The following is a 23,491-nucleotide window of genomic DNA, read 5'->3' as shown; positions in this document are numbered from 1 at the left end:
GTGAACGCCCGAACCCGCACCTGCTACCCCCAAGACCGTTTTTGCAAAGTCTAGGTATAGAAAGTGCCCTTAAATGGTCTTATAACGCCATGATGGCGTCGATCAGCCACTCTGCCAGGTATTTCGTGAAAGATGATCTTACGTAGACGCGGTACGTGTCCGGGGCTCGCTGCTCCAGGAGCACCGAGGTCTTGGCCAGCAGGGTCTGGGCGTGGCCGGGAAAGGCCGACGGGTGCAGGTCGATGGGGCATCCGGTGATCAGGACGTCATGAGCCGAGGGGCCGGAGAGCTCCAGGATCGTACGCTGTCCTGACACGTCCACCCAGCCGGGCCCTGGTGTGATATTTCCGGAAACGAACCACCAGGCCGGGCCCAGACGGAGGCCCACACCCGGGTCCGTCCCGCGAACCTCCCACATCGGCTCGAACGGAACCTCGCGCAGGCGTACCACCGGACCGCTCACGGCCTGGAAGCGGTCAGCGAAGGCGGCGCCCGGGCTCTCCGCGCGATCCCCGATCGCGGGCGGTATCGCGACAGCCCATGCCGGGACACGGTCCCCGGTCAAGGGTGGTGTCGCGGCAGGCCGTACCGGGCTCTCCGCGCGGTCCCCGGTCACGGGCGGGGCGGGAGGTTGGCGGTCGCCGTCGCGGCGGGCGTTCTCCGGATCGTAGAAGACGGGCTCCACGACGGTCACGCCGTGCGCCGCTCCCCCGGACACCGCCGTGAGCCGGTCCCCAGGTGCGACCTCCCGCGCCAGGGCCAGGCAGAACGTACGGCCAAGCGCGGCACTCCGGTAACTGGAGGTCACGTGACCGAGCATGGACGCAGCACCCATCTCAGCACCCGTGAGCCCGCTGCCCGCCACCCCGCCGTCCGCGAGGACGCCGTTCGGGAGGCTGGTGGGCGCGATCAGTTGCGCGCCCTCTTCCACCAGGGTCGCCGGGTCGTCGGGGAGCAGGCCGACCAGGTGTTTGCGGTCGGTCCTGGCGGTGTCCGGGCGGGCGTGGGAGCGTTTGCCGACGAAGTCCGGCTTGCGCTTGGAGACGATCCACGACATGCCGAGGTCCTGCGGGGTGACCGTCCCGTCGGTCTCCTGGCCGACGATCGCGAACCCCTTCTCCGCCCGTAGCACGTGCATGGTCTCGGTCCCGTACGGCACCGCGCCAAGGTCCAGCACCGCCTCCCACAGCGCCCTGCCATACCGCCAGGGCACGTTCACCTCGTACGCCAACTCGCCCGAGAAGCTGATCCTGAACACCCGCCCGTCCACGCCGAGCACGGGCGTGCTCACGTACCGCATGAAGGCCAGGTCGGCCGCCCCCGGCGCGAGGACGGCGATGACCTCACGGGCGCGCGGGCCGGCGACGGCGACCGTCGCCCAGTGATCCGTGACCGAGGTGAACGACACGTCCAGGTCCGGCCACTCCGTCTGCCGCCACTCCTCCAGCCAGTCGAGCACGGCGGCGGCCTTACCCGTGGTCGTGGTCATCAGATAGTGGTCCTCGGCGAGCCTGGTCGTGGTGCCGTCGTCGAACACCATCCCGTCCGCCGTGCACATCAGCCCGTAGCGGCAGGCGCCGACGGCGAGCGTGGAGTACATGTTCGTGTAGACGCGATCGAGGAACTCGCCCGCGTCCGCGCCACGGATGTCGATCTTGCCGAGGGTCGAGGCGTCCATGGCGGCCACCGCTGTACGAGCCGCCCGGCACTCGCGCAGCACCGCATCCTCCATCGACTCGCCGTCCCGCGGGAAGTACCACGGGCGCTTCCACTGACCGACGTCCTCGAACACGGCTCCGCGCGCGACGTGCGCGTCGTGCATGGCGGTAGTCCTGATGGGGTCGGACAGCCCGCCGCGATCGCGTCCCGCCAGGGTGGCGAAGGACACCGGCGTGTACGGCGGCCGGAACGTCGTGGTGCCGACCTGGCCGGGATCGGCGCCGAGGAGGGCGGACATCACGCCCACGACACCCGCTCCCGACGTCTTGCCCTGGTCGGCGCCGGTGCCCGCGGTGGTGTAGCGCTTGACGTGCTCCACCGAGCGCATGCCGGTCCCGGTGGCCCTGGCCAGGTCCGCCACGGTGACGTCCCGCTGCAGGTCCGCGAAGGCCGGCTCCGAGGAGTCCCCTTCGACCCACCACAGGGCCGCCGGCGACCGCAGGGGCCGCTCATCACTCTCCGGCACCCGGAAGGCGACACCTTCGCCCGGCGGGTCAGCCGTCCCAGCCGCGTGGTCGTCCCCCTCATGCGTCCACTCGACCGCCCCGGCCGCGTGGACCGGATCGGCCGCGTGGACCGGATCGGCGGCGCGGACCGGGCCGGCCGGGCCGGCCGTGAGCGCCAGTTCGGCGGCCTGCGCGCCCGCCGCGTGGCCGTCGGCGATGGCCTCTCGGGTGCCGTAGACGCCCCTGCAGGCGCCGGCCGACCGCTCCGCCTGGGCCGAGACGCCCGGGACGAAAGCCTGCAGGTCCTCGTCGAACCGAACCCGCCCCCGCGACTGACTGAACAGGTGCACGACCGGGTTCCAGCCACCCGCCACGGCCAGCAGGTCGGCCTCGAAGTGCCGGTCGCCCACCCGCACGCCGTTGAGCACGCCGTCCGCGTCACCCGTCGTCCCGGTCACCACCTGCCCGGCCAGCACCGTCGTCCCCGCGATGTCGAGCCCTTCGGGGCGCGGATCGACGACGGCGATCACGTCCACCCCGCGGGCCATGAGGTCGCGGGCCGCCTCGTAGCCGGAGTCCGCGCAGGCGAACACCACCGCCCGCCGCCCAGCCGGCACGCCGTACCGGTTCGCGTAGGTCCGCGCGGCCGAGGCCAGCATCACCCCGGGCCGGTCGTTGCCGGGGAAGGCGACCGAGCGCTCGTGCGCCCCCGTCGCCAGCACCACCCGCCGCGCCCTGATGTGCCACAACCGCTCGCCCCCGGCCCGGCGCTCGACGGCCACCACGTAGTTGTGGTCGTAATAGCCGATCGCCGTCGTCCTGGTGAGGACCCGAGCAGGCGACGCGAGCCCCGTGACCCAGTCCAGCGCCGGCGCGCCGTCCAGCAGCACCCGGCTGTTCAGCAGGTCACCACCCAGAACAGGCTGGTCGTCGACGAGGACGACCCGCGCGCCGGAACGACCGGCCGCGACCGTGGCGGCCAGCCCGGCGGGGCCGCCGCCGACCACCAGCACGTCGCAGTGCAGATAGCCCTTGTCGCAACGCCGGTCGTCCGCCGCGTCGAGGTCCACCCGGCCCTTGCCGCGCAGGCTCCACGCCTCCAGCCCGTCGTACAACTCCACGGTGGTGGCGGCAAGCATGGGGTCGGCGCCCACGCGTACCAGCGCGTTGGGCTCCTCGGGGCCGGCGGTGAAGATCCCGCGCGGGCGCCCGAGCTCCACGCTGCGCCCCACCACCCGCACGCCGTTGCGCAGCAACGCGGCGGCCAGCGTGTCACCCGGCTCGCCGCGCAGCGGACGGCCGTCGAACGTGAACCTCATGGCGCCTTCCGGATCTCGTGAGTGACCGTGTGCCGCTCGACCGCGAACCAGGTGCGGCAGCCGTGTACGTGGAACCAGCGCTCGTGGAACCAGCCCTTGGGGTTGTCGCGCATGAACACGTACTCGGCCCACTCCTCGTCCGGCACGTCACCGGTCGGGTAGGCGATGCCGGCCTGGCCGCCGTAGTGGAACTCGTTCTCGTCGCGGGGGCCGCAGTGCGGGCAGTCGATCAGCAGCATCAGTGCGCCACCGCCGCCGCGCCGTGCTCGTCGATGAGCGCCCCCGTGGTGAACCTGTCCAGCGCGAACGGCTCCGCCAGCGGATGCGGCGTCCCCTCGGCGATCGTGTGGGCGTACACCCAGCCGGAGCCTGGCGTGGCCTTGAAGCCGCCGGTGCCCCAGCCGGCGTTGATGTAGAAACCGTCGACGGGGGTCCTGCCGATGATGGGCGAGGCGTCCGGGGAGACGTCCACGATGCCGGCCCAGGTGCGCAGCACGCGTACCCGGCTGAAGATCGGGAACAGCTCCAGCGCCGCCGCCATCTGCGCCTCGATCACGTGGATCCCGCCGCGCTGCCCGTAGGAGTTGTACGCGTCGATCCCGGCCCCCATGACGAGTTCGCCCTTGTGGGCCTGGCTGACGTACACGTGGACGGCGTTCGACATGACCACGCAGTCGAGCAGCGGCTCCAGCAGCTCCGACACCAGCGCCTGGAGCGGGTGCGACTGCAGCGGCAGCCGGATCCCGGCCCGCTCGGCGAGCACCGACGTGTGCCCGGCCGAGGCGAGCGCGACCTTCCCTGCGGCGATCCGCCCACGCGAGGTCTCCACGGCCGTCACCCTGCTGCCGGTGATCTCGAACCCGGTGACCTCGCACCCCTGGATCAGGTCGATCCCGTACGCGTCCGCCTTGCGGGCCAGCGCCCAGGCCACGTGATCGTGCTTGGCGATGCCGCCCCGCCGCTGCAGGGTGGCCCCCATGACCGGGTAGCGTGCCCGGCCGGACACGTTGATGATCGGGCAGAACTTCTTGACCTCGTCCGCGTCGAGCCACTCGGCGTCCACGCCGTTGAGCCGGTTGGCGTTCACCCGCCGCCGGCCCTCGCGCACGTCGCCCAGGTTGTGCGCCAGGTTGAGCACCCCGCGCTGGCTGAACTGCAGGTCGTAGTCCAGCTCCGCGCTCAGCCCCTCCCACAGCTTCAGCGAGTGCTCGTAGATCGCGGCGCTCTCGTCCCACAGGTAGTTGGAGCGGATGATCGTGGTGTTGCGGGCCACGTTGCCGCCGGCCAGCCAGCCCTTCTCCAGGACGGCGACGTTCGTGATGCCGTGGTTCCTGGCCAGGTAGTACGCGGTCGCCAGCCCGTGCCCGCCACCGCCCACGATCACCACGTCGTAGGCCGGCTTGGGGTCGGGGTTGCGCCAGAGGAATTCGGGGTGGGTCAACGCCTGATCTTCTCCATCCCGGGGTCGAACAACGGTTCGGCGGCGACCTCCGCGGGGACGCGGCGGCCGAAGTATGAAATATCCACGTGTGTCCCGGGCTCGGCGAGCTCGATCGGCAACCAGGCGTACGCGATGGGCCGCTGGATCGTGTGACCGTAGGCCGCGCTCGTGACATACCCGACGGTACGGCCGTCGTGGCGCACCGGCTCCTTGCCCATGACGACCTCGGTGCTGAGCAGCGGCACCAGTTTGCGGTTGATGTCGGTGGACAGCGCGTCGCGGCCGACGAAGTCCTTGCCGTCCTTGACGGCGAAGGCCAGCCCGGCCTCGTACGGGTTGTGCTCGGTCGTCATGTCGACGCCCCACGACCGGTAGCCCTTCTCCAGCCGCAGGGAGTTGAACGCGGCCCGCCCGCCCGTGGTCGCCAACCCCGGTGACCAGAGCGTGTCCCACAGCTTGAGCCCCATGTCGGCCGTGGTGTAGAGCTCCCAGCCCAGCTCCCCCACGTACGAGACCCGCATCGCGAGCACCGGCACCTGCCCGACGTATCCGGATTTACAGGTGAAATAGCGGAAACCGTCGTGGGACACGTCCATATCGGTGAGGCCCTCCACCAGCTCCCTGGCCCGCGGTCCCCACACGCCGACGCAGCAGGTGCCCGGCGTCAGGTCGCGCACCCGCACCCCGCCGGGAGCGTGCCGGGTCAGCCAGTCGAGGTCGAGGTTGCCGTTCGCGCCGACCTGGAAGACGTCCTCCTCCAGCCGCGCCACCGTGAGATCCGACCGGATGCCGCCGCCGCTGTCCAGCAGCAGCGTGTACGTGACGGAGCCGGGCTTCCTGTCCACGTTGTTCGTGGTCATGCGCTGCAGGAACGCCGCCGAACCCGGCCCGCTCACCTCGATCCGCTTGAGCGGCGTCATGTCGTAGAGCGCCACCCGCTCCCTGGTCGCGTACGACTCCGCGGCGGCGATCGGCGACCAGTAACGGCTCGCCCACTCGTCCCGCTGCGCGGCGCCCAGGAACGGCTCAACGGCCATCTCGTGGTCCTCGCCGGGCTCGGCCCTGCGCCGCTTCACGAGATCCTCCAGAAGCGGCACGTTCGACTCGAACCAGTGCGGCCGCTCCCACCCCGCCGCCTCCAGGAAGAACCCGCCCAGCTCCCGCTGCCGCGGGTAGAACGGGCTGGTTCGCAGCGGCCGCGGCGACTCCATCGGCTGCAGCGGGTGGATGACGTCGTAGACCTCGACGAAGTTCTGCTTGCCGCGCTCCTCGACGAACGCGGGCGCGAGCTGCGTCTGCTCGAACCGGTTGAGCTCGCACTCGTGCAGGTCGAACTCCGAGCGCCCGGACACGAGCACCTCGGCCAGCGCCCGCGCGACCCCGGCCGAGTGCGTCACCCAGACGGCCTCGGCCAGCCAGAAGCCGTCGAGGTGCGGCGCCTCGCCGATCAGCGGGAAACCGTCGGGCGTGAAGGAGAAGACGCCGTTGATGCCGTCCTCGTACTTGGACTCGCCGAGCGCGGGCAGCAGCTCGACCGCGTCCCGCCAGGCGGGGTCGAAGTCGTCCTCGGTGAACGCCTGCACCGACGGCATCGTTGTGCCCTTGGGGCCGATCTCCTCCTGAGCGACCGGCATGGGGCGGTGGGCGTACGAGCCGATGCCGACGCGGTCGCCGTGCCGGCGGAAGTAGAGGTCGCGGTCCTGGTGCCGGAGGATGGGGCCGTCGGGCTGTAGCGGCAGGGGGCCGGACTTGGCGTACTGGTGGGCCAGGGGCAGCAACGGCACGGTGAGCCCGGCCATCCTCCCGATCGAGGGACCCCAGAAGCCCGCCGCGCACACCACCACGTCGGCGGGGATCGTCCGGTGCTCGCCGGCGGTCAGCGCGCACACGCCGGTGACCCGGCCGCCGTGCTGCTCGATGCCCACCACCGTGTGCCGGGGCAGGAACGTGGCGCCGCGTTCGGTGGCCCGCGCGGCCTGCACCCGCCCGCAGGCGACCGCGCCGGCCAGCCCGTCGCTCGGCACGTGGAACCCGCCGAGCACCCGGTCCCGGTCCAGCAGCGGCCACATCGCGGCGCAGGCGCCGGCGTCGACCAGCCGCCCCTCGACGCCCCACGACTCGGCCCAGCCGGCCTTGCGGTGCAGGTCGGCCCAGCGCTCCGGGGTGGTGGCCACCTCCAGGCCGCCCACCTGGCGGAAGCAGTCCTCCCCGAGCCCGGTGTACTTGCGCACGGTGTAGGAGGCGAACTCGGTCATCGTCTTCGACGGGTTCGTCTGGAAAACGAGCCCCGGCGCGTGCGAGCTGGACCCGCCGGCGGCGAAGAGCGGACCCTGGTCGAGAACGGTGACATCGGTCCACCCCCGCTCGGTGAACTCGTCCGCGAGGGCACATCCCACGATCCCCGCCCCAATGATCACCAAACGGGGCTGACTCATGACGCCTCCGATTGTTCCTTAATACGCAACACGTATCGGACTACGCAACGACCATAGAGTGCCGCGCACCTCCGAACAAGAGCGCGGGCGCCCGTGGTGGACCGCTGCACGCGGTCGCCATACGCTGATTGCGGATCATGGCACGTCGGGGGTGGGAGCATGGCGCAGCGGCGCTTACTTGAAGGGCTCGGGGTGACGGTCGCCGAGGAAGGCGCGTACCGCTCCCTGCTCAGGCACGGGCCCGCCACGCTGAACGAGCTGGCCGCGGAGACCGGCTCGTCCGCCGCCGCCATCCGCCGCATGCTGCCCAGGCTGGAGGACCTCGGGCTCGCCTCGCGCGTGGCCGGCCGGCCGCTGCGGCTCATCGCCACGCCACCGAACGTCGCCATCGACATCCTCGTCGCGCGCCGCCAGGAGGAGATCACGCACAGCAGGGCGGCGGCCGCGCTGCTGGCCACCGAGGTCGCCGAGCGCACCGGGCCACACCCGGAGGAGGTGCTGGAGGTGGTGAGCGGCCGCGACGCCGTGGCCCGCCGGTATCTCCAGCTCGAACGGGGCGCCACCCAGGAGATGCTGGTGCTCGTGCATCCGCCGTACGCGGTGGACATCAGCGACGATCGGGAGAACCGCCGCCGGGCCGCTCGCCAGGGAGCGCCCATACGGGGCATCTACAGCCCGCTGGCGTTCGAGCATCCGGGCATGCTGGCCCACACGCGCCGCGCCATCGCCGACGGCGAGCAGGCCAGGCTCGGCCAGGTGCCGGTCAAGCTGGCCGTCGCCGACGCGGGCACCGCCATCCTGCCCCTGGTCTCCGACGAGGACCGGGCGGTGGAGAGCGCGCTCGTGGTGCATCCTTCCGCGCTGCTGGACGCCCTGGTCGGGCTGTTCGAGACGTTGTGGCGGGCCGCGGTGCCGCTCCGCCTGTCGGCGGACGCCCTGGAGACCGAGACGTGGCCGCAGGCTCCGGACACGGAGGTGCTGGCGCTGCTGGCGGCCGGCATGAAGGACGACGCCATCGCCAGGCAGCTCGGGCTCAGCCCGCGTACGGTGCAGCGCCGTGTGCAGGTGCTCTGCGAACGCCTGGGCGCGCGGACCCGCTTCCACGCGGGCTTCCTCGCCGCCCGGCACGACCTGCTGGTCCCCCCGGCGTGAGACACCTGTTGGCCGGCCCCTACGTGAGACCTGCTGGTGGGCGCCCCTACGTGAGCAGCATCCCGCCGTCCACCGGCAGCGTCACCCCGGTGATGTACGACGCCGCGTCGCTCGCCAGGAAGACCGCGGCGGCCACCAGTTCGGCCGGATCGCCCGGCCGCCCCATGATCACCCGGGACTCGACCATGCGCTCCAGGTAGCCGGGGATGTACTGATCGGTCATCTCCGAGCCGAAGTAGCCGGGCTCCAGGCAGTTGACCCGGATCCCACGCCGCCCGGTCCACTGCTGGGCCAGGTCACGCGTGAGCCCGATCACCCCCGCCTTGGACGCGGTGTAGGCCGCCTGCGGCAGCCCGGCGGTGGTCTCCGCGAGCACGCTGCCGATGTTGACGATCGACGAGCCCGGCCGCATCACCCGGGCGCACGCCTGCGCCATCCAGTAGGTGCCGTGCAGGTTGATGTCGACGACCCGCCGGAACTCCTCGGGCGGCTCGCGCAGCGCGGGCACGGCGGTGCCGACCCCGGCGTTGTTGATCAGCACGTCGACGCCGCCCATGGACTCGACCGCGGCGGCCACGAGCGCGTCGCAGTCTTGCGGCCGTGACACGTCCGTGGGCACCGCCAGGCACCGGCGGCCGGTCTCCTCGACCAGCCGCCGCGTCTCCTCCAGCCGGTCGGCGCGCCTGGCGCCGATCACGACGTCGGCGCCCGCCTCGGCCAGGCCGCGCGCGAAGGCCACGCCGAGGCCCGACGAGGCGCCGGTGACGATGCCGACCCTGCCGTCGAGCCGGAACCGCTCCAGCACCGTCAGAGTCCGTATTCCTTGACGATCCGCTCGTGCCGCTCGACTTCGACGTCGATCTCGCGGGCCAGGTCGAGCCAGGCCAGCGGGTGCACCCACCGCTCGGTGGCGTCGTCGAGCAGCGCGTCGACCTCGGCGGCGGAGACGTCCGGCGGCACCGCGACCCAGCCGAACACGCCGGGCAGCGGCTCACCGCTGGAGGGGTGGGTGACCGTGTAGTTCTCGTCGCTGTAGACCCACATCGGCCAGCCGCGCTCGGCCATGACCTCGGTGAACTCCGACCAGTCCGACTCGCTCGGCGCGGCGCCGTCGAAGAAGTAGCTGGTGTAGCCGCCGGGCCGCAGGATGCGCACCGCCGCGAACGGCGGCACGAAGTTCTGCTGCTCCTTGGGGTCGTCGGGGACGGGCTCCAGCAGCTGCGGGTCGAACACGACCAGGTCGCCCGCGTTGTAGTCCATGCCGCGCGGCTGCGGGAGGGCCAGCCTGGCGGTGGCCGGGCCGGTGCGGATCGACAGCACCTGCCGCTGCCCGCCGTCCGGCGCGGGGAGGATGACCCTGATGAGGCCCATCTCCTCCTCGATCGGGCCTTCCGTGGACTTGATCGGCATGCCGATCTTGGCCGCGCCCTTGCGCACGGTCTCCCAGTCCTCGGCCGAGGTCGCCATGACGACCATGCGCCAGACGTCCTCGTCCTCGAGCTCGTCGAGCACCTCCACCAGCACCTGGGCGGCCCTGGCGTTCTCGTCGAGCTGCTGGGCGGCGCCGGACAGCAGGCGGCGGGCGTCGATCCCGGCGCCGGCCGTGACGGCGTGCTCGGCCGCGTCGAGCGCCTCCGGCCAGCGCTCACGCGCGCTGTGCAGCCGGGCCAGCGCGACGTACTGGGCGGCGTGCGGGAGCATCGCGGCCATCTGCTCCAGCCGCTCGTCCTGGCGGGCCTCGATCAGCAGCGTGGTGAGGTAGGAGACGTCGTCGTCCGCGGCGGTGGCGATGTCGCCGGTGTCGACCAGCATCTTCCAGTAGATGTCGGCGCCGGTGGCCGGGTAGCCGAGGAAGCCGAGCGTGGTGGTGTGGCGGCGGGTGGCCTCGATGTCCTCGCCCGACAGGGGCGCAAGCCAGCCGATCCACCGCTCGGGGTCGGCGTTGAAGCCGTCGGCGGCGTCGAACTGGCCGACCCGCTCCTCCAGCTGGCCCGGCGGCTCGGGCTCGGTGACGGCGTCGGCGGCGGCCCGCAGCGCGGCGACGCGCTCGGCCAGCCCGCCGGTCTCGCGCAACTCGGCGATGCCGGACTCGGCCAGGTCGGCCAGCAGCCTGGCCTGCCACACCCCCTGCCTGCCGACGGCCAGGTCACCCGCGACCAGCGCGAGCTCGACGCGGGCGCGGTAGCCGCCCATCATGCCGAAGTAGTCCATCCACTGGCGCAGCACGCGGCCGAGCTGCCAGGTGTTGGTGATCTGCGCGGAGCCGGCCAGCAGGGTGACCGCCCGCGCCCACTCCACGAACACGCGCGGGTGCTCGCCGACCACGTCGAGGTCGGGCAGCGCGTCGACGGCCTCGGCGGTGCGCTCCAGCGTGGCCAGGATCAGCGCCCGGCGCACGCCGTCGCGGTGGGCCTTGGCCACCGGGTCGTCGGCCTGGAACTCGGCCGCCTCCTGCAGCGCGTCGAGCGCGTCCGCCGCGCGGTCCGCGGCCAGCAGCGCGCGGGCGCGCTCCGCGCCCAGCTCCCAGCTGGCCTCACGCCCGGCGACCCGCAGCCGCTCGACGGCCGACTCCGCGTAGGTCACCGCCTCGGCGGGCTTGCCCGCGTCGATGAGCGCCGCGACGTACTGCGTCACGAGCCCGGCGAAGGCGGGCTTCTCCGGGCTCATGTCCTCGATGAACGCGCCCAGCGTCTCCAGCCGCTCGGTCGCGTGTCCAGGGCCGTCGGCGTTGGCCCACGCGATGGCCAGCGCCTCGACCGCCGCGGGGTTGGCCGGGCACTCGCGGACGTCTTCGCGCTGGGCGAACGCCAGCAACTGCTGCGCGTCCTCGACGGCGACCGCGCCCTGGGCCCGGTCGCCGATCCGGCCGATCAGATGCCAGTAGCGGGCGTAGAACTCCAGCCAGGGCAGCTCCAGCGCCTCGGCCTGCTGGGCGATGGCCGGCGCCATGACGTCGAGCTGCGGATAGCGGCCGTCGTAGGCCTGTGCGGGGAGGTCTCCCAGCGCCATGGCGAGGCCAACGTTGCCCGCCTCGGAAAGCTGCTGCTGGGTATCGCTGACCCAGGCCCAGATGTCCACGTCCATGGGCAGTCAGTCTGCCAGGTCAACGGACGTGCCCAAAACGCAGGAGCCCGATCAGCTCCTCCGATTCGCTGTTGTCAAGGGCCGAAAATACCGGCGTCATCAGATCGTCGGTCGCCTCCTCGACCGCCGCCCGGCGTGACACCACGTCGGGGCCCGGCGCGGCGTACGGCTCCGGCCAGTTGAAGAACCTGGCGATCGCCTCCCCCGTCGCGTGCCCGAACGGGGTGCCGTCGTGGACCGTCGCCAGCGTCGCCTCCAGCGGATGCAGACCGGCCGCGATCACGGCGTTGGCGTGCAGGCCGCCGCGGAGCTCGCGTACGACGTGCATGAGCTGCGTGGCGCGGGCGGGCGGGTCGTCGGCCAGCGGGACGCTCCGCCAGCCGGCGAACAGCGGGGCACCGGCGGAGGGGGCCCGCTCGACGACGCGCTCCAGCAGCTCGGCGATCCTGGCGCAGCCGTCGTGGGCGCCGAGCTTGCGCCTGCCCCAGGCGCGGCACACCTCGGCGTAGAGCTCGACGGCCCGCTCCGCGGTGAGCTTCTCGCGGCCGGCGTCCCAGCTCTTCTGGACGTGCTCGGGCGGGAAGAAGACGACGACCGAGTTGACCACGTCGGCGTCGCACTCGCCCAGCACGCCGCACCGGCCTCTGAAGTAGAGCTCACGGGCGCCCAGGCCATACTCCTCGCAGACGGCCTTGGCCTCTCGCGAGACCATGAATCCACCGCCGAACCGGCCGATAGGGGCCTTGACCTGCATCGCAGTGGTACGTGGGTCCGCCATGTCCACCTCTCAGTTCGCGAAGTAGACCCAGCATCCCTCAGGAGAACATCATTCTGCAAGCATCAGCTCCCCGCGGGCGACGATGACGGCGGGACCGGAGAGATAGCTCGTGTCCTCGTCGAGGATGACGGTCAGCGTGCCGCCCAGCACCTCGATCGTCCAGGTGCCGGTGGTGTCGCCGGTCATGCTCGCGGCGGCGACCGCCGTGGCCACCGCGCCGGTGCCGCAGGAGCGGGTCTCGCCGGAGCCGCGTTCGAAGACGCGCATGACCGCCCGGGTGGTGCCCACGGGGTTGAACAACTCGATGTTGACGCCGCCGGGGAAGATCGCGGTGTCGAACCCCGGCTGGTGTGAGAGGTCGAGTTGGACGACGGGGTCGCCGATGGCGCAGGCCAGGTGGGGGTTGCCCATGTCGACGTGCAGGCCGGTGTATTCCTGGCAGCCGACGGTGGTGACGCTCTCGCCGCGGACGACGGGCTTGCCCATGTCGACCGTGATGTCGCCGTTCGGCTCGACGCGGATCGTGCGCACCCCGCCCCTGGTCGCGACCGTGAACTCCGGCCCCTTCTCCAGCCCCTCGTCGATCAGGTGGCGGGCGAACACCCGCACGCCGTTGCCGCACATCTCGGGCACGCTGCCGTCGGCGTTGTGGTAGTCCATGAACCACTCGGCCGCGGCGGACTGCTCGGCCACCTCAGGGTTGTGCTCGGTGCGCGTCACCCGGAGCACGCCGTCGGCGCCGATGCCGGCCCGTCTGTCGCAGATCCTCGCGACCAGCGAGGCCGGCACGTCCACCTCGCCCTCGGGATCGGGCAGGATGACGAAGTCGTTCTCGGTGCCGTGACCCTTGAGGAAGCGCATGACAAAAGTTTATGCGTAAGGATGTTCGGCGATTCGCGCGAGGGATCGTTCGACAAGATCGGGTGTGTCGTACGGCAGCCAGCACACGCGGGGATCACGGCGAAACCACGACTCCTGGCGGCGGGCGAAGCGCCTGGTGGCCCTGACGGTCTCCGCCATCGCATGCTCCTCGCTCCACTCCCCTTCCAGGAAGCGGATGACCTGGGCGTATCCGAGGGCTCGGGCGGCCGTGCGGCCTTCTGCGAGTCCTTTGCCGAGCAGGTCGCGCACCTCGTCGACCAGGCCCGCCTGCCACATCCGCGCCACCCTGACCTCGATCCGCTCGTCCAGCTCCGGTCTGGGGACGTCCAGGCCGATCTGCACGCTCGGGTGTACGGCGTCGTAGGAGGGCATCGTGGCCGAGAACGGGCGTCCCGAGTGCTCGATCACCTCCAGCGCGCGGACGATGCGGCGGCCGTTGCTCGCCAGGATGGCCGCGGCGGCGGCCGGGTCGCGCTCGCGGAGGCGTTCGTGAAGCGGGGCGGGGCCTCGCTCGGCCAGTTCGGCCTCGAGCCTGGCCCTGATCTCCGGGTCGGTGCCTGGGAACTCCAGGTCGTCGATGGCCGCCCGCACGTAGAGCCCGCTGCCGCCGACCAGCACCGGCACCTCGACGGCGTCGATGACGGCCCTGGCCAGCCGCTGGTACTCGGCCACGCTCGCGGTGACCGTGACGTCCCAGACGTCCAGCAGGTGGTGCGGCACGCCGCGCTGCTCGGCGGGGGTGAGCTTGGCCGTGCCGATGTCCATGCCACGGTAGAGCTGCATGGAGTCGGCGTTGACGCACTCTCCCCCGAGGTGGAGCGCGATCTCCACGGCGAGGTCGGACTTCCCGGCCGCGGTGGGGCCCACGACGGCGATGACTGGCTGCTTGCGCACACCGACAAGTGTGTCAACACTTCAGAGGTCCAGCAGCGTCGGCTGCAGGTATCCCTCGTGGGTCAGCAGCCGGCGCTTGGTCTCCACGCCCACGCCCCCGCTGAATCCGCCCAGGCCGTTGCCGGCGATCACGCGATGGCAGGGGATCACGATGGGGATCGGGTTGGCGCCCATGATGGCGCCGATGCCGCGGGCCGGCACGTTGGAGCCGCTGCGCGCGGCCAGTTCGCCGTACGTGACGGCGGTGCCGTACGGGACCTCGTACAGGGCCTTGAGCACCTGTAGCCGCGCGCCGGACATGAGGCGCCAGTCGATGGGCGTCTCGAAGGCCCGCAGGTCGCCGGCGAAATAAGCGTTGAGCTCCGCGACGGCGAAGGCCGTACGATCCGCATCATGAACCTCAGCCAGGCCGAGCCGGTCGGCCGGCGGCGCCCCGGACCCCCATCCCGACGCCCATCCCGACGCGACGAGACCTATCTCGGTGATGGCCAGCACGAACTGCCCTACCGGCGTCTCCACCTCCGCGAACGCGACCGTGGTCATCATGTCCTCACGTGAACTCGTGGTTCTCGGCACCTCCAGCGCGGTGCCCACCCGACACCGTAACCACAACGGCTACCTCCTGCGCTGGGACGGTCAGGGCTTCCTCTTCGACCCCGGCGAGGGCACGCAGCGGCAGATGGTGCACGCCGGGTTGAGCGCCCACGACGTCGACTGGCTGTGCCTCACGCACTTCCACGGCGACCACTGCCTCGGCGTGCCCGGGGTCGTCCAGCGCATCGCCCGCGACCGGGTCAGGCATCCGGTGCGCGCGGTGTTCCCCGCCTCTGGCGAGACCTACTGGCGCCGGCTGCGGCACGCCGCCGCCTTCGCCGACACGCCCGTGATCAGGGAGCACCCGATCTCCGGCGACCTGGCCGGCGTCGGGCCGCTGACCGCGCGCCGCCTGTCCCATCCCGTCGAGTCGTACGGCTATCGCGTCCAGGAGCCGGACGGGCGGCGGATGCTGCCCGACCGGCTGGCCGCGCACGGCATCCGCGGGCCGGAGATCAGCGAGCTGCAGCGGACCGGCTCCGTCAGGGGGGTCACGCTCGACGAGTGCAGCGTTCAGAAACCGGGGCAGAGCATGGCGTTCGTCATGGACACCCGGCTGTGCGACACCGTGTTCGAGCTGGCGTCCGGGGTCGATCTGCTGGTGATCGAGGCCACGTTCCTGTCCTCCGAGAGCGCGCTGGCGAAGGAGTACGGGCATCTGACGGCGTTCGAGGCGGGGGTCGTGGCGGCCGACGCGGGGGTGCGCAGACTGGTGCTCACGCACTTCTCCGAGCGGTACGCGTTCGACGCCGAGCCGTCGTTCGTCCACGACGTACGCCGCAGCTTCGACGGCGAGGTCGTGCTCGCGCGCGACCTGATGAAGATCCCCGTGCCGACCCGTCAGGTCCACAGCCCGGCGAAGTAGCCGACGCCGAAGGGCGCCGCCTCGGCCAGCAGCCTGCCGCTGAACGCCGTCCTGCCCGCCGCGCCTGCCAGCACCTGCAGGGCCGCCCGGCCGCTCACCCACAGCCGGTCGGCTCGGGCGGGGTCGAGGCCGGCCAGCGTCGCGGGGTCGGCCTGGGCGATGGCGATCGTGATCAGGTCGTTGTACGGCTTCGCGGCGTCGTCGTACGTGCCCGGAGCCCTGGGGCTGAGGCAGGCGGAGCCGTCGGCCATGACCAGCAGCGCCACCCTTTTCCCGATTTTTCGTAATCTTTCGCCCGCCAAGAGGCATTCCTGAGGTGTCGCGTCGAACGCCACGGACTGCAGCATGTCGGGTGCCCGGTCCCCGAGCAGCCAGCGGCCGAGGGTCAGCGACAGCGGCAGCGCAGGCTCGCCGTGGCCCACCGTGACGTCGATGCCCCAGGGGCGCAGGGTGCCCGCCGTGCGGCCGCCGTACGAGATGGCGCTCTCCGCCCCGCCCACCACGACCAGCGTGTCGGCGCGGACGTCATGGAGGGCGGCGACCGTCGCGCGGCAGGCGGCTCTGAGGTCGTGCAACCGGGACACGATCAGCGGGGTTTGCGGGCAGACGGCCGCGGCGACAAGCACGTGCGCAAGCGTACGTCGCCCCTCCGCGCCCCTCGCCCGGTAGGCCCCCGTCCTCCGCGGACCCCGCTCAGTAGGGGCTCAGTAGGGGCTCTGTCCTTCGTGGACCTTCGCGAACAGCCCCTGCGCGTGGACGTGGGCCGCGCGGTGCAGCCCGCCACCGAAACTGATCCTGGCCACGCCCAGCTCGGCCAGCCTCTGGAGCGACGGAGCCCCCGGCCTGAACAGGATGTTCACCGGCCCGCCGGCCTCGCCCACCAGTGCCTCGATCTCGCCGTCGTCCGCCAGCGTGATCGGGTAGACACAGTCGGCCCCCGCCTCCAGGTAGCGCCGCGCCCGCTCGACCGCCGCCGCCCGCCCGGTCGAGCCGACGAGGTACGTGTCGACTCTGGCGTTGATCAAAGCTCGTCCCCGGCGGCGGTCCGCACCCCGGCCAGGAACTCCGCCTGCGCACCGGCGTCCACCAGCTCGTGGGTGCGTGGATCGCTGTCCTCGAGGTTGCATCCCACGGCTCCGGCCTCGGCCAGCCGTTCGGCGAGCTCGGCGGGCTTGAGCCCGTAGCCGCGCTCGACGTCGGCGGTGACCGGCACGTCCACGACCCTGGCGATGCGGGCGATCGCCGCCATCATCTCGCCGACCGGCGTGTCCTCGCCGTCCTCGTAGCCCAGCACCCGCGCGACGGCCGCGCTGCCGGTGGCCACCACGGGAAACCCCGCCTCCTGTACGGCGCGCGCGGACGCGGCGTCCCACACATTGGGCAGAACGAGGGGGCTCCCAGGAACATGCAGCGCACGCAGGGTGGCCGCGCTGTCAGTCGTCATGCCGCGAGCCTACGAAGCCGGCTAGCCCCGCCCCAGGTCCAATACGGCCGGAAAGCGACAAGCCACTCGGAGCGATCAGCAGCCGCTCGTGGCGCACTGGCCGCCGACCGTGCCCGCCGGGCCGTCCGCAGGATTGTCGGCCGCGGGCTCCTGCGGCGACTTGGTCGGGGACGTCGTGGGCTTCTTGCCGTTGCCGCTCTGGTTAGTGCCGCGGGAGGAGTCGGTGCCCGTCGAGCCCGTGTCGGTGGACCCGTCGCCGCCCACGCCCGGGTCGGTGACGGCGTCGCCCATGCTGCCGTCGTCGGGAGAGCCGCCGGACAGGTCGTCCCCAGGGGCGTCGGTGGCCGCGTCGCCCATCGAGGCGTCGTCGTCCTCCTGGAGCGCCTCGTCCGCGCCGCCGCTCTGCGTGGCCCCGGGCTGGCTGCTGCCCTGCTGCGCGGGCTTCGCGGAGTCGGTGGCCAGCATGTAGCCGGCGCCGCCCGCCGCGAGCGCGGCGACCAACGCCGCGACGGCGATGACGGCGGTCTTCTTCGTGTCCGCCGGGCGTCTCTTCCTTGAGCGCCTTGTCCTGGTTTCCTGGCCGGTGTCACCGGGCCCCATCAGGATCTCCTGATGATCCGGCTCAATCGGGTCTTGCATGGTGCTACGGCCCCCTGCGGTCGTATCGGGGAAAGCTCGCCGGCTTCCGCGGGTGATGCACCACACTAGCCGCAGCGGCGGAATGCTCGCACACCAATCACAAAGGAATCACGATATGTCCCCCCAGAGATCAATTTGCCCAGGTGGCCGCACTCGCCTGGCACCCGTCGCCGGAGCCGCCGGAGTGCTCGTGACCGCCACCCTGGGAATTTTCCTGGCATTCACGAACTCCCACGAACCGCCACCGCAAAGCTTTTCGCAATTCGATCAGGAAACCGCTCATTTTCCAAGATCAAATTCGCCATCGCCCATTCCACAGGCCCCCACGACCCCCGCGGCCGCCCTGATCGGAACGTTCCAAACACCATCCACACGACCGGTGCACCTCGTCGCCGGACCGCTGAAATCGCCCTGGATCCGAGCCGTCCCACCGCCGTGGATCCGGGACGTCCCGCCCCCCGGGCCGGCCGCCGTCGTCCCGTCGCCGCGGCCGCTCGCGTCCCCGTTCAGCACGAAGCCGCCCTCTTCTGTACGACCCGCCGCGCCCTCTCCACGTGGCTCCGCCGTGCCACAGGCGCCGCCTCGTGCGCCCGATATGGAACGATCCAAGCCAAGAGACGTGGACCCCTGCGCCACGTTCCACGACTTCCGCCGTGAACCCTGCTACAGCTTCCTGGACCGCGTCAGCCGCTGACCGGCGAACCGGCCGAGCCCCCCACGACCCTGGGGAAGGCGCTGAGAGGGCCAGAGGGGCCCTGAGAGTCCCGTGGACTGTTTTGGGCCCGGCACTTCTGGAAAAGCGCTCCTGGCCAGTTCAGGGGCGCGCTGGGAGAAGTCCTCGGGGTCGCGTCAGGGGCGCGTCGGGAAGGCGCTCAGGAGGCCGAGCAGGCACCCGAAGGGGTGGCAGGGGCGGGGGCCGGGCGGCCCACCGTGGGCATGCCGAGCAGGACGCCGGAGCCCTGCGCGGGCGCCGACCGGCGGGACTCCCAGGCGTCGCCCGCCCGCGTCCGCCGGATCGCCCGCACGGCCCCGTCGGCCACGAGGTGGTGCGGCGCCGCGTACGTGACGTCGACCGTCACCATGTCACCCGGCCTGGGCGCCTCGGACCCGACGGCGAAGTGCACCAGGCGGTTGTCGGCGGCGCGGCCGGACAGGCGGTGGGTGGCGTCGTCCTTGCGCCCCTCGCCCTCGGCCACCAGGACCTCGAGCGTGCGCCCCACCTGCTTCTTGTTCTCCTCCCACGAGATCTCCTCCTGCACGGCCACCAGGCGCTCGTAACGCTCCTGGACGACCTCCTTGGGGATCTGGTCGTCCATGGTCGCGGCCGGCGTGCCGGGGCGGATGGAGTACTGGAAGGTGAAGGCGTTGGCGAAGCGGCTCTGCCGGACGACCTCCAGGGTGCCCTGGAAGTCCTCCTCCGTCTCGCCGGGGAAGCCGACGATGATGTCGGTCGAGATGGCCGCGTCCGGCATCGCGGCGCGTACGCGCTCGATGATGCCGAGGTAGCGCTCGGCGCGGTAGGAGCGGCGCATCGCCCGCAGCACGCGGTCGGAGCCCGACTGCAGCGGCATGTGGAGCTGGTGCATGACGTTGGGCGTCTCGGCCATGGCGGCGATCACGTCGTCGGTGAACGCGGCCGGGTGCGGCGAGGTGAAGCGGACCCGCTCCAGGCCCTCGATCGTGCCGCAGGAGCGCAGCAGCTTGCCGAAGGCGAGCCGGTCGCCGAACTCCACGCCGTAGGTGTTGACGTTCTGGCCGAGCAGCGTGACCTCGAGGACGCCCTGGCCGACCAGGGTCTGGACCTCGGCGAGCACGTCGCCGGGGCGGCGGTCCTTCTCCTTGCCGCGCAGCGAAGGCACGATGCAGAACGTGCAGGTGTTGTTGCAGCCCACGGAGACGGCCACCCAGGCGGCGTAGGCCGACTCGCGCTTGGTGGGCAGCGTGGAGGGGAAGACCTCCAGCGACTCCTTCAGCTCGACCTGCGCCTCGCCCGCGATGCGGGCCCGCTCGAGCAGCACCGGCAGGGAGCCGATGTTGTGCGTGCCGAACACCACGTCGACCCACGGCGCCTTGCGGACGATCTCGCCCTGGTCCTTCTGCGCCAGGCAGCCGCCCACGGCGATCTGCATGCGCGGGTTGCTCACCTTGGCCGGCCGGAGGTGGCCGAGGTTGCCGTAAAGGCGGTTGTCGGCGTTCTCCCGGACGGCACACGTGTTGAACACCACCACGTCGGCGGTCTCACCGTCGGGCGCGGGCACGTAGCCGGCGTCCTCCAGCAGGCCGGACAGCCGCTCGGAGTCGTGCACGTTCATCTGGCAGCCGTATGTGCGCACTTCGTATGTGCGGGCGCTCTCCTGGGTCACAGTCATGGCACGTTCAAGGGTAGTCGTTGTCCGGCTTGGGACGGTCCTCACCGATCTAAAAGACCAGCTTGATGGCCGGATGTGATCGGATCGGTACCGCTCAGTTAGTGCACAGCGCCCTAATGCCCTCTACCGTTTTGGTCCATGACGGAGAACGGCGACGTCACTCCACTGGTTCAGCTGGAGAACGTCAACAAGCACTTCGGGGCGCTGCACGTCCTGAAGAACATCAACTTGACCGTCTCTCGTGGCGAGGTCCTTGTCGTCATCGGCCCTTCGGGCGGCGGGAAGTCCACCCTCTGCCGCGCGATCAACCGCTTGGAGACGATCGACGAGGGGAAGATCGTATTTGACGGCCAGGTGCTTCCCGAGGAAGGGAAGGCGCTGGCCAGGTTGCGGTCCGAAGTCGGTATGGTCTTCCAATCGTTCAATTTGTTCGCTCACAAGACCATCAGGGAAAACGTCACGCTCGGCCCCGTCAAGGTGCGCGGCACCGCCAAGCAGGCGGCGAGCAAGCGGGCGATGGAGTTGCTCGAGCGTGTGGGCATCTCGGCACAGGCCGACAAATACCCCGCGCAGCTCTCCGGCGGTCAGCAGCAGCGGGTCGCGATCGCCAGGGCGCTGGCGATGGACCCGAAGATGATCCTTTTCGACGAGCCGACCTCGGCACTGGACCCTGAGATGGTGCAGGAGGTGCTCGATGTCATGATCGGGCTCGCGCGTGACGGGATGACCATGATGGTCGTCACGCACGAGATGGGGTTTGCCCGCAGAGCCGCCAATCGGGTGGTATTCATGGCGGACGGGCAGATCGTGGAGGAGAACACCCCTGACGAGTTCTTCACCAACGCGCAGACCGACCGGGCGCGTGACTTCCTTTCGAAGATCCTCACGCACTGATAACTGAGGCAGGTACACATGCACATGCGTCGAGCAGGAGCAGTGCTCTCAGCGACGGCTCTCGTAGCCGGCCTGGCCGCCTGCGGCGGCGAGAGCCAGACCTACGCCACCGTGGTGGACAAGATCCAGGGTGCCAGCACGGTCGTGGTCGGCACGAAGTACGACCAGCCGAGCCTGGGGCTGAAGGTGGGCAACGATCCCGAGGGGTTCGACGTCGACGTGGCCAAGGCCGTGGTGAAGGAGCTCGCCGGCGGCAAGGACGTGGAGATCGTGTGGAAGGAGTCGGCCTCGTCCAACCGCGAGCCCTTCCTCCAGAACGGCACGGTCGACATCATCTTCGCCTCCTACTCCATCACCGAGGAGCGCAAGGGCAAGGTCACCTTCGGCGGCCCCTACGTCGTCGCCCACCAGGACGTCATGGTCCGCAAGGACGACACCTCGATCAACACGCCTCAAAACCTCGTGGGCAAGAGGATCTGCAAGGCCGCCGGCTCCAACTCCTACCGCCGCATCACCGACCCGCCCCCGGACGGTGAGCTCGACCTCGACGCGACCACCGTCGACGCGGCCAACTACTCGGAGTGCGTGCAGAAGCTGAGCGGCAGCAACCTCGACGCCGTCACCACCGACGACCTGATCCTGGCGGGCTTCGCCAAGCAGGCCGGCGGCAACTTCAAGGTGCTCGGCCAGGGCTTCACGGACGAGAAGTACGGCATCGGCCTGAAGAAGGGCGACACCAAGACCTGCGAGGCCGTCAACGCCGCGGTGAAGAAGCTGTGGGACAACGGCACCATCAGCCAGTTGCTGACCAAGTGGTTCGGCGGCATCCAGGGTCTGAAGCTCTCCGAGACGGCCCCGCCGCCGGAGGGCTGCGCCTGATCACGCCAGTGGCGGCGGCGGGTGTCCCGGCCGCCGCCGCCCTATGCGGTGGAGCACGATGGAAGATCTGATTAGGTACGCGCCCGACCTCGCGCAGGGGTTCCTGGAGAACGTCAAGCTCTCCATCGTGGGCGCGATCGCCTCCCTGATACTCGGCACCATCCTGGTGGCGATGCGAGTTTCCCCCACACCGGTCCTGCGCGCGGCCGGCACGATATATGTCAACGTGGTGCGCAACACCCCCCTGACGCTGGTACTGGCCTTCTCCTCGCTCGGTCTCAGCGACCAGCTCGGGCTGGTCTTCTCCCAGGTGCCCAGAACAAACTCGTTCTGGATCGTCGCGATGGGCCTGTCGGCGTACACGGCGGCCTTCGTCTGCGAGGCGCTGCGCGCGGGGATCAACACGGTGCCGCTCGGGCAGGCGGAGGCGGCCAGGGCGATCGGGCTGACGTTCACGCAGTCCCTGACGTTGATCATTCTGCCCCAGGCGTTCCGCGCGGTCGTCGCGCCGCTGGGCAGCGTGATGATCGCCATGATCAAGAACACCACGGTCGCCGTGGCGGGCGGGTTCGCCGCCGACGCGGCGGCCGCCATGAAAGAGTCTTTCGACCAGGTCGGGGCCTCGATCCCGATCTTCCTCGGCATTGTGGTGGCGTTCATGGCCGTGACCCTGCCCATCGGCTACTTCACCGGGTGGCTGGCCCGGCGACTGGCGGTGGTCCGATGAGCACCTCCGTCCTGTTCGACGCCCCTGGGCCGCGCACTCGGGTGCGCAACGGCATCCTCACGTTCGTCAGCATCGTGGTGGTGGCGGCCGTCCTGTACGGCATCTGGTCCGGCTTCGACGCCAAGGGCCAGTGGGAAGGCAAGATCTGGGAACCGTTCCTGCAAGCGGAGACCTGGACCTCCTACATCCTTCCCGGCCTGCTCGGCACGCTCGAGGCCGCCGCGGTGGCCGCGTTGCTCGCGCTGGCCTTCGGCGCGATCTTCGGACTGGCCAGGCTCTCCGACCACGCCTGGATCCGCGTCCCGGCGGGCGTGGTGGTCGAGGTCTTCAGGGCCATCCCGCTGCTGCTGCTGATCTTCTTCATCTTCTACCTGGCGCCCGCCGTGGCGGGGCCAGGCGACTACACGTTCATGGCGGTCGTGGTCGGCCTGATGCTCTACAACGGCTCGGTGCTGGCCGAGGTCGTCAGGGCGGGCGTGAACGCGATGCCGCACGGCCAGTCAGAGGCCGCTTACGCCGTGGGCATGCGCAAGAACCAGGTGATGCGCCTGGTGCTGCTGCCGCAGGCGGTCACCGCGATGATGCCGGCCATCGTCAGCCAACTCGTGGTGCTGCTGAAGGACACCGCGCTCGGCTACATCATCGCCTACGTCGACCTGCTCAACTACGGCTTCAAGATCCTGCCGGCCCGCTTCTTCGGCTCGCTGATCCCGGCGGCGATCGTCGTCGGCGTCATCTACGTGGCGCTCAACATGGCGCTGAGCTACCTCGCCCACTGGCTGGAGCGGCGCAGCCGCCGCAGCCGCAAGTCGCCCACGGGCCCGATCGCGCCGCCTTCCGCGATCGGCACGGGTCCCGGTGGCGGCCCCGGCAGGGAGGCCGTCGCCACGATGGAATGACGCCCTGACAGGCACGGGAACGGCGGTGGTC

19 protein-coding genes and 1 pseudogene are annotated in these 23,491 nt (G+C 70.9%); 6 read left to right on the top strand and 14 right to left on the bottom strand.

The annotated features are described in order from the left end of the window. Positions 1–79 precede the first annotated feature (79 nt). From ITP53_RS06105 to ITP53_RS06090, 4 genes are read right to left on the bottom strand one after another with little or no spacing between them, the layout of a single operon-like run. The gene (locus tag ITP53_RS06105) at positions 80–3,484 is read right to left on the bottom strand and encodes a 2Fe-2S iron-sulfur cluster-binding protein (RefSeq protein WP_195894301.1); all 3,405 of its coding nucleotides are present in this window, start codon (positions 3,482–3,484) and stop codon (positions 80–82) included. Next, entirely contained in the window at positions 3,481–3,723 is a 243-nt protein-coding gene (locus ITP53_RS06100) for a sarcosine oxidase subunit delta (RefSeq protein ID WP_195894300.1), read from the bottom strand. The genes ITP53_RS06105 and ITP53_RS06100 overlap by 4 nt, the downstream gene beginning before the upstream one ends. Beyond that, positions 3,723–4,925 (bottom strand): sarcosine oxidase subunit beta family protein, encoded by a 1,203-nt coding sequence (locus ITP53_RS06095; RefSeq protein WP_195894299.1) that lies wholly within the window; start codon positions 4,923–4,925, stop codon positions 3,723–3,725. Before ITP53_RS06095 ends, ITP53_RS06100 begins: the two co-directional genes overlap by 1 nt. Continuing rightward, a complete protein-coding gene (locus ITP53_RS06090) occupies positions 4,922–7,360 on the bottom strand; it encodes a GcvT family protein (RefSeq protein WP_195894298.1) in 2,439 nt (812 codons plus the stop codon). The genes ITP53_RS06095 and ITP53_RS06090 overlap by 4 nt, the downstream gene beginning before the upstream one ends. Positions 7,361–7,519: 159 nt before the next feature. Here ITP53_RS06090 and ITP53_RS06085 point away from each other — a divergent pair, with 159 nt between their 5' ends. Then, complete coding sequence (locus ITP53_RS06085; protein WP_195894297.1) at positions 7,520–8,512, top strand: helix-turn-helix transcriptional regulator; 993 nt, start codon at positions 7,520–7,522, stop codon at positions 8,510–8,512. 46 nt (positions 8,513–8,558) lie between these two features. Here ITP53_RS06085 and ITP53_RS06080 read toward each other — a convergent pair whose 3' ends face one another. From ITP53_RS06080 to ITP53_RS06055, 6 genes are read right to left on the bottom strand one after another with little or no spacing between them, the layout of a single operon-like run. Further along, the gene (locus ITP53_RS06080; RefSeq protein WP_328814097.1) at positions 8,559–9,317 is read right to left on the bottom strand and encodes an SDR family NAD(P)-dependent oxidoreductase; all 759 of its coding nucleotides are present in this window, start codon (positions 9,315–9,317) and stop codon (positions 8,559–8,561) included. 2 nt (positions 9,318–9,319) lie between these two features. Beyond that, positions 9,320–11,596, bottom strand: a complete 2,277-nt coding sequence (locus tag ITP53_RS06075) for a tetratricopeptide repeat protein (RefSeq protein ID WP_195894296.1) — start codon at positions 11,594–11,596, stop codon at positions 9,320–9,322. 19 nt (positions 11,597–11,615) lie between these two features. After that, on the bottom strand, positions 11,616–12,374 hold the full coding sequence (locus tag ITP53_RS06070; protein ID WP_236050502.1) for an SCO6745 family protein: 759 nt from the start codon (positions 12,372–12,374) through the stop codon (positions 11,616–11,618). A 48-nt stretch (positions 12,375–12,422) separates the two neighbouring features. Further along, positions 12,423–13,235 carry a diaminopimelate epimerase gene (dapF, locus tag ITP53_RS06065; protein WP_195894295.1) on the bottom strand — a complete coding sequence of 271 codons (813 nt, stop codon included), beginning with the start codon at positions 13,233–13,235 and terminating at the stop codon, positions 12,423–12,425. Between the two features lie 9 nt (positions 13,236–13,244). Next, positions 13,245–14,150: a tRNA (adenosine(37)-N6)-dimethylallyltransferase MiaA gene (gene miaA / locus ITP53_RS06060; RefSeq protein WP_195894294.1), complete on the bottom strand. Its 906-nt coding sequence runs from the start codon at positions 14,148–14,150 to the stop codon at positions 13,245–13,247. A 21-nt stretch (positions 14,151–14,171) separates the two neighbouring features. Beyond that, positions 14,172–14,696 carry a methylated-DNA--[protein]-cysteine S-methyltransferase gene (locus ITP53_RS06055; RefSeq protein WP_195894293.1) on the bottom strand — a complete coding sequence of 175 codons (525 nt, stop codon included), beginning with the start codon at positions 14,694–14,696 and terminating at the stop codon, positions 14,172–14,174. On the opposite strand from ITP53_RS06055, the gene ITP53_RS06050 reads away from it, so the two are divergent. Next, complete coding sequence (locus tag ITP53_RS06050) at positions 14,695–15,609, top strand: ribonuclease Z (protein ID WP_195894292.1); 915 nt, start codon at positions 14,695–14,697, stop codon at positions 15,607–15,609. The two genes, ITP53_RS06055 and ITP53_RS06050, sit on opposite strands and share 2 nt — an antisense overlap. Here ITP53_RS06050 and ITP53_RS06045 read toward each other — a convergent pair. From ITP53_RS06045 to miaB, 4 genes and pseudogenes are all read right to left on the bottom strand, one after another. Next, a complete protein-coding gene (locus ITP53_RS06045) occupies positions 15,585–16,235 on the bottom strand; it encodes a class III extradiol ring-cleavage dioxygenase family protein (RefSeq protein ID WP_195894291.1) in 651 nt (216 codons plus the stop codon). The genes ITP53_RS06050 and ITP53_RS06045 overlap by 25 nt on opposite strands. Before the next feature lie 78 nt (positions 16,236–16,313). Beyond that, positions 16,314–17,053: pseudogene (locus tag ITP53_RS06040) on the bottom strand (isocitrate lyase/PEP mutase family protein). Between the two features lie 75 nt (positions 17,054–17,128). After that, complete coding sequence (locus ITP53_RS06035; protein WP_195894290.1) at positions 17,129–17,692, bottom strand: hypothetical protein; 564 nt, start codon at positions 17,690–17,692, stop codon at positions 17,129–17,131. Positions 17,693–18,564: 872 nt separating this feature from the next. Beyond that, a complete protein-coding gene (gene miaB / locus ITP53_RS06030) occupies positions 18,565–20,061 on the bottom strand; it encodes a tRNA (N6-isopentenyl adenosine(37)-C2)-methylthiotransferase MiaB (protein ID WP_195894289.1) in 1,497 nt (498 codons plus the stop codon). A gap of 138 nt (positions 20,062–20,199) precedes the next feature. Between miaB and ITP53_RS06025 the strand changes: the two genes are divergently transcribed. The 4 genes from ITP53_RS06025 to ITP53_RS06010 are packed head-to-tail and all read left to right on the top strand — an operon-like array spanning position 20,200 to position 23,460. Beyond that, on the top strand, positions 20,200–20,955 hold the full coding sequence (locus tag ITP53_RS06025; protein WP_328814095.1) for an amino acid ABC transporter ATP-binding protein: 756 nt from the start codon (positions 20,200–20,202) through the stop codon (positions 20,953–20,955). Positions 20,956–20,997: 42 nt separating this feature from the next. Further along, on the top strand, positions 20,998–21,834 hold the full coding sequence (locus ITP53_RS06020) for a glutamate ABC transporter substrate-binding protein (RefSeq protein ID WP_328814094.1): 837 nt from the start codon (positions 20,998–21,000) through the stop codon (positions 21,832–21,834). 58 nt (positions 21,835–21,892) lie between these two features. Next, on the top strand, positions 21,893–22,561 hold the full coding sequence (locus tag ITP53_RS06015) for an amino acid ABC transporter permease (RefSeq protein ID WP_195894287.1): 669 nt from the start codon (positions 21,893–21,895) through the stop codon (positions 22,559–22,561). Then, positions 22,558–23,460 (top strand): amino acid ABC transporter permease, encoded by a 903-nt coding sequence (locus tag ITP53_RS06010; protein WP_195894286.1) that lies wholly within the window; start codon positions 22,558–22,560, stop codon positions 23,458–23,460. Before ITP53_RS06015 ends, ITP53_RS06010 begins: the two co-directional genes overlap by 4 nt. The last annotated feature ends 31 nt before the right edge of the window (positions 23,461–23,491 follow it).

Origin of the sequence: Nonomuraea cypriaca, assembly GCF_015645445.1 — a bacterium.
In the GTDB taxonomy this organism is placed as follows: Bacteria; Actinomycetota; Actinomycetes; order Streptosporangiales; family Streptosporangiaceae; genus Nonomuraea; species Nonomuraea cypriaca.
The sequence above is the reverse complement of the archived record's forward strand: the minus strand, read 5'-3'. Positions and strand labels throughout refer to the sequence as shown.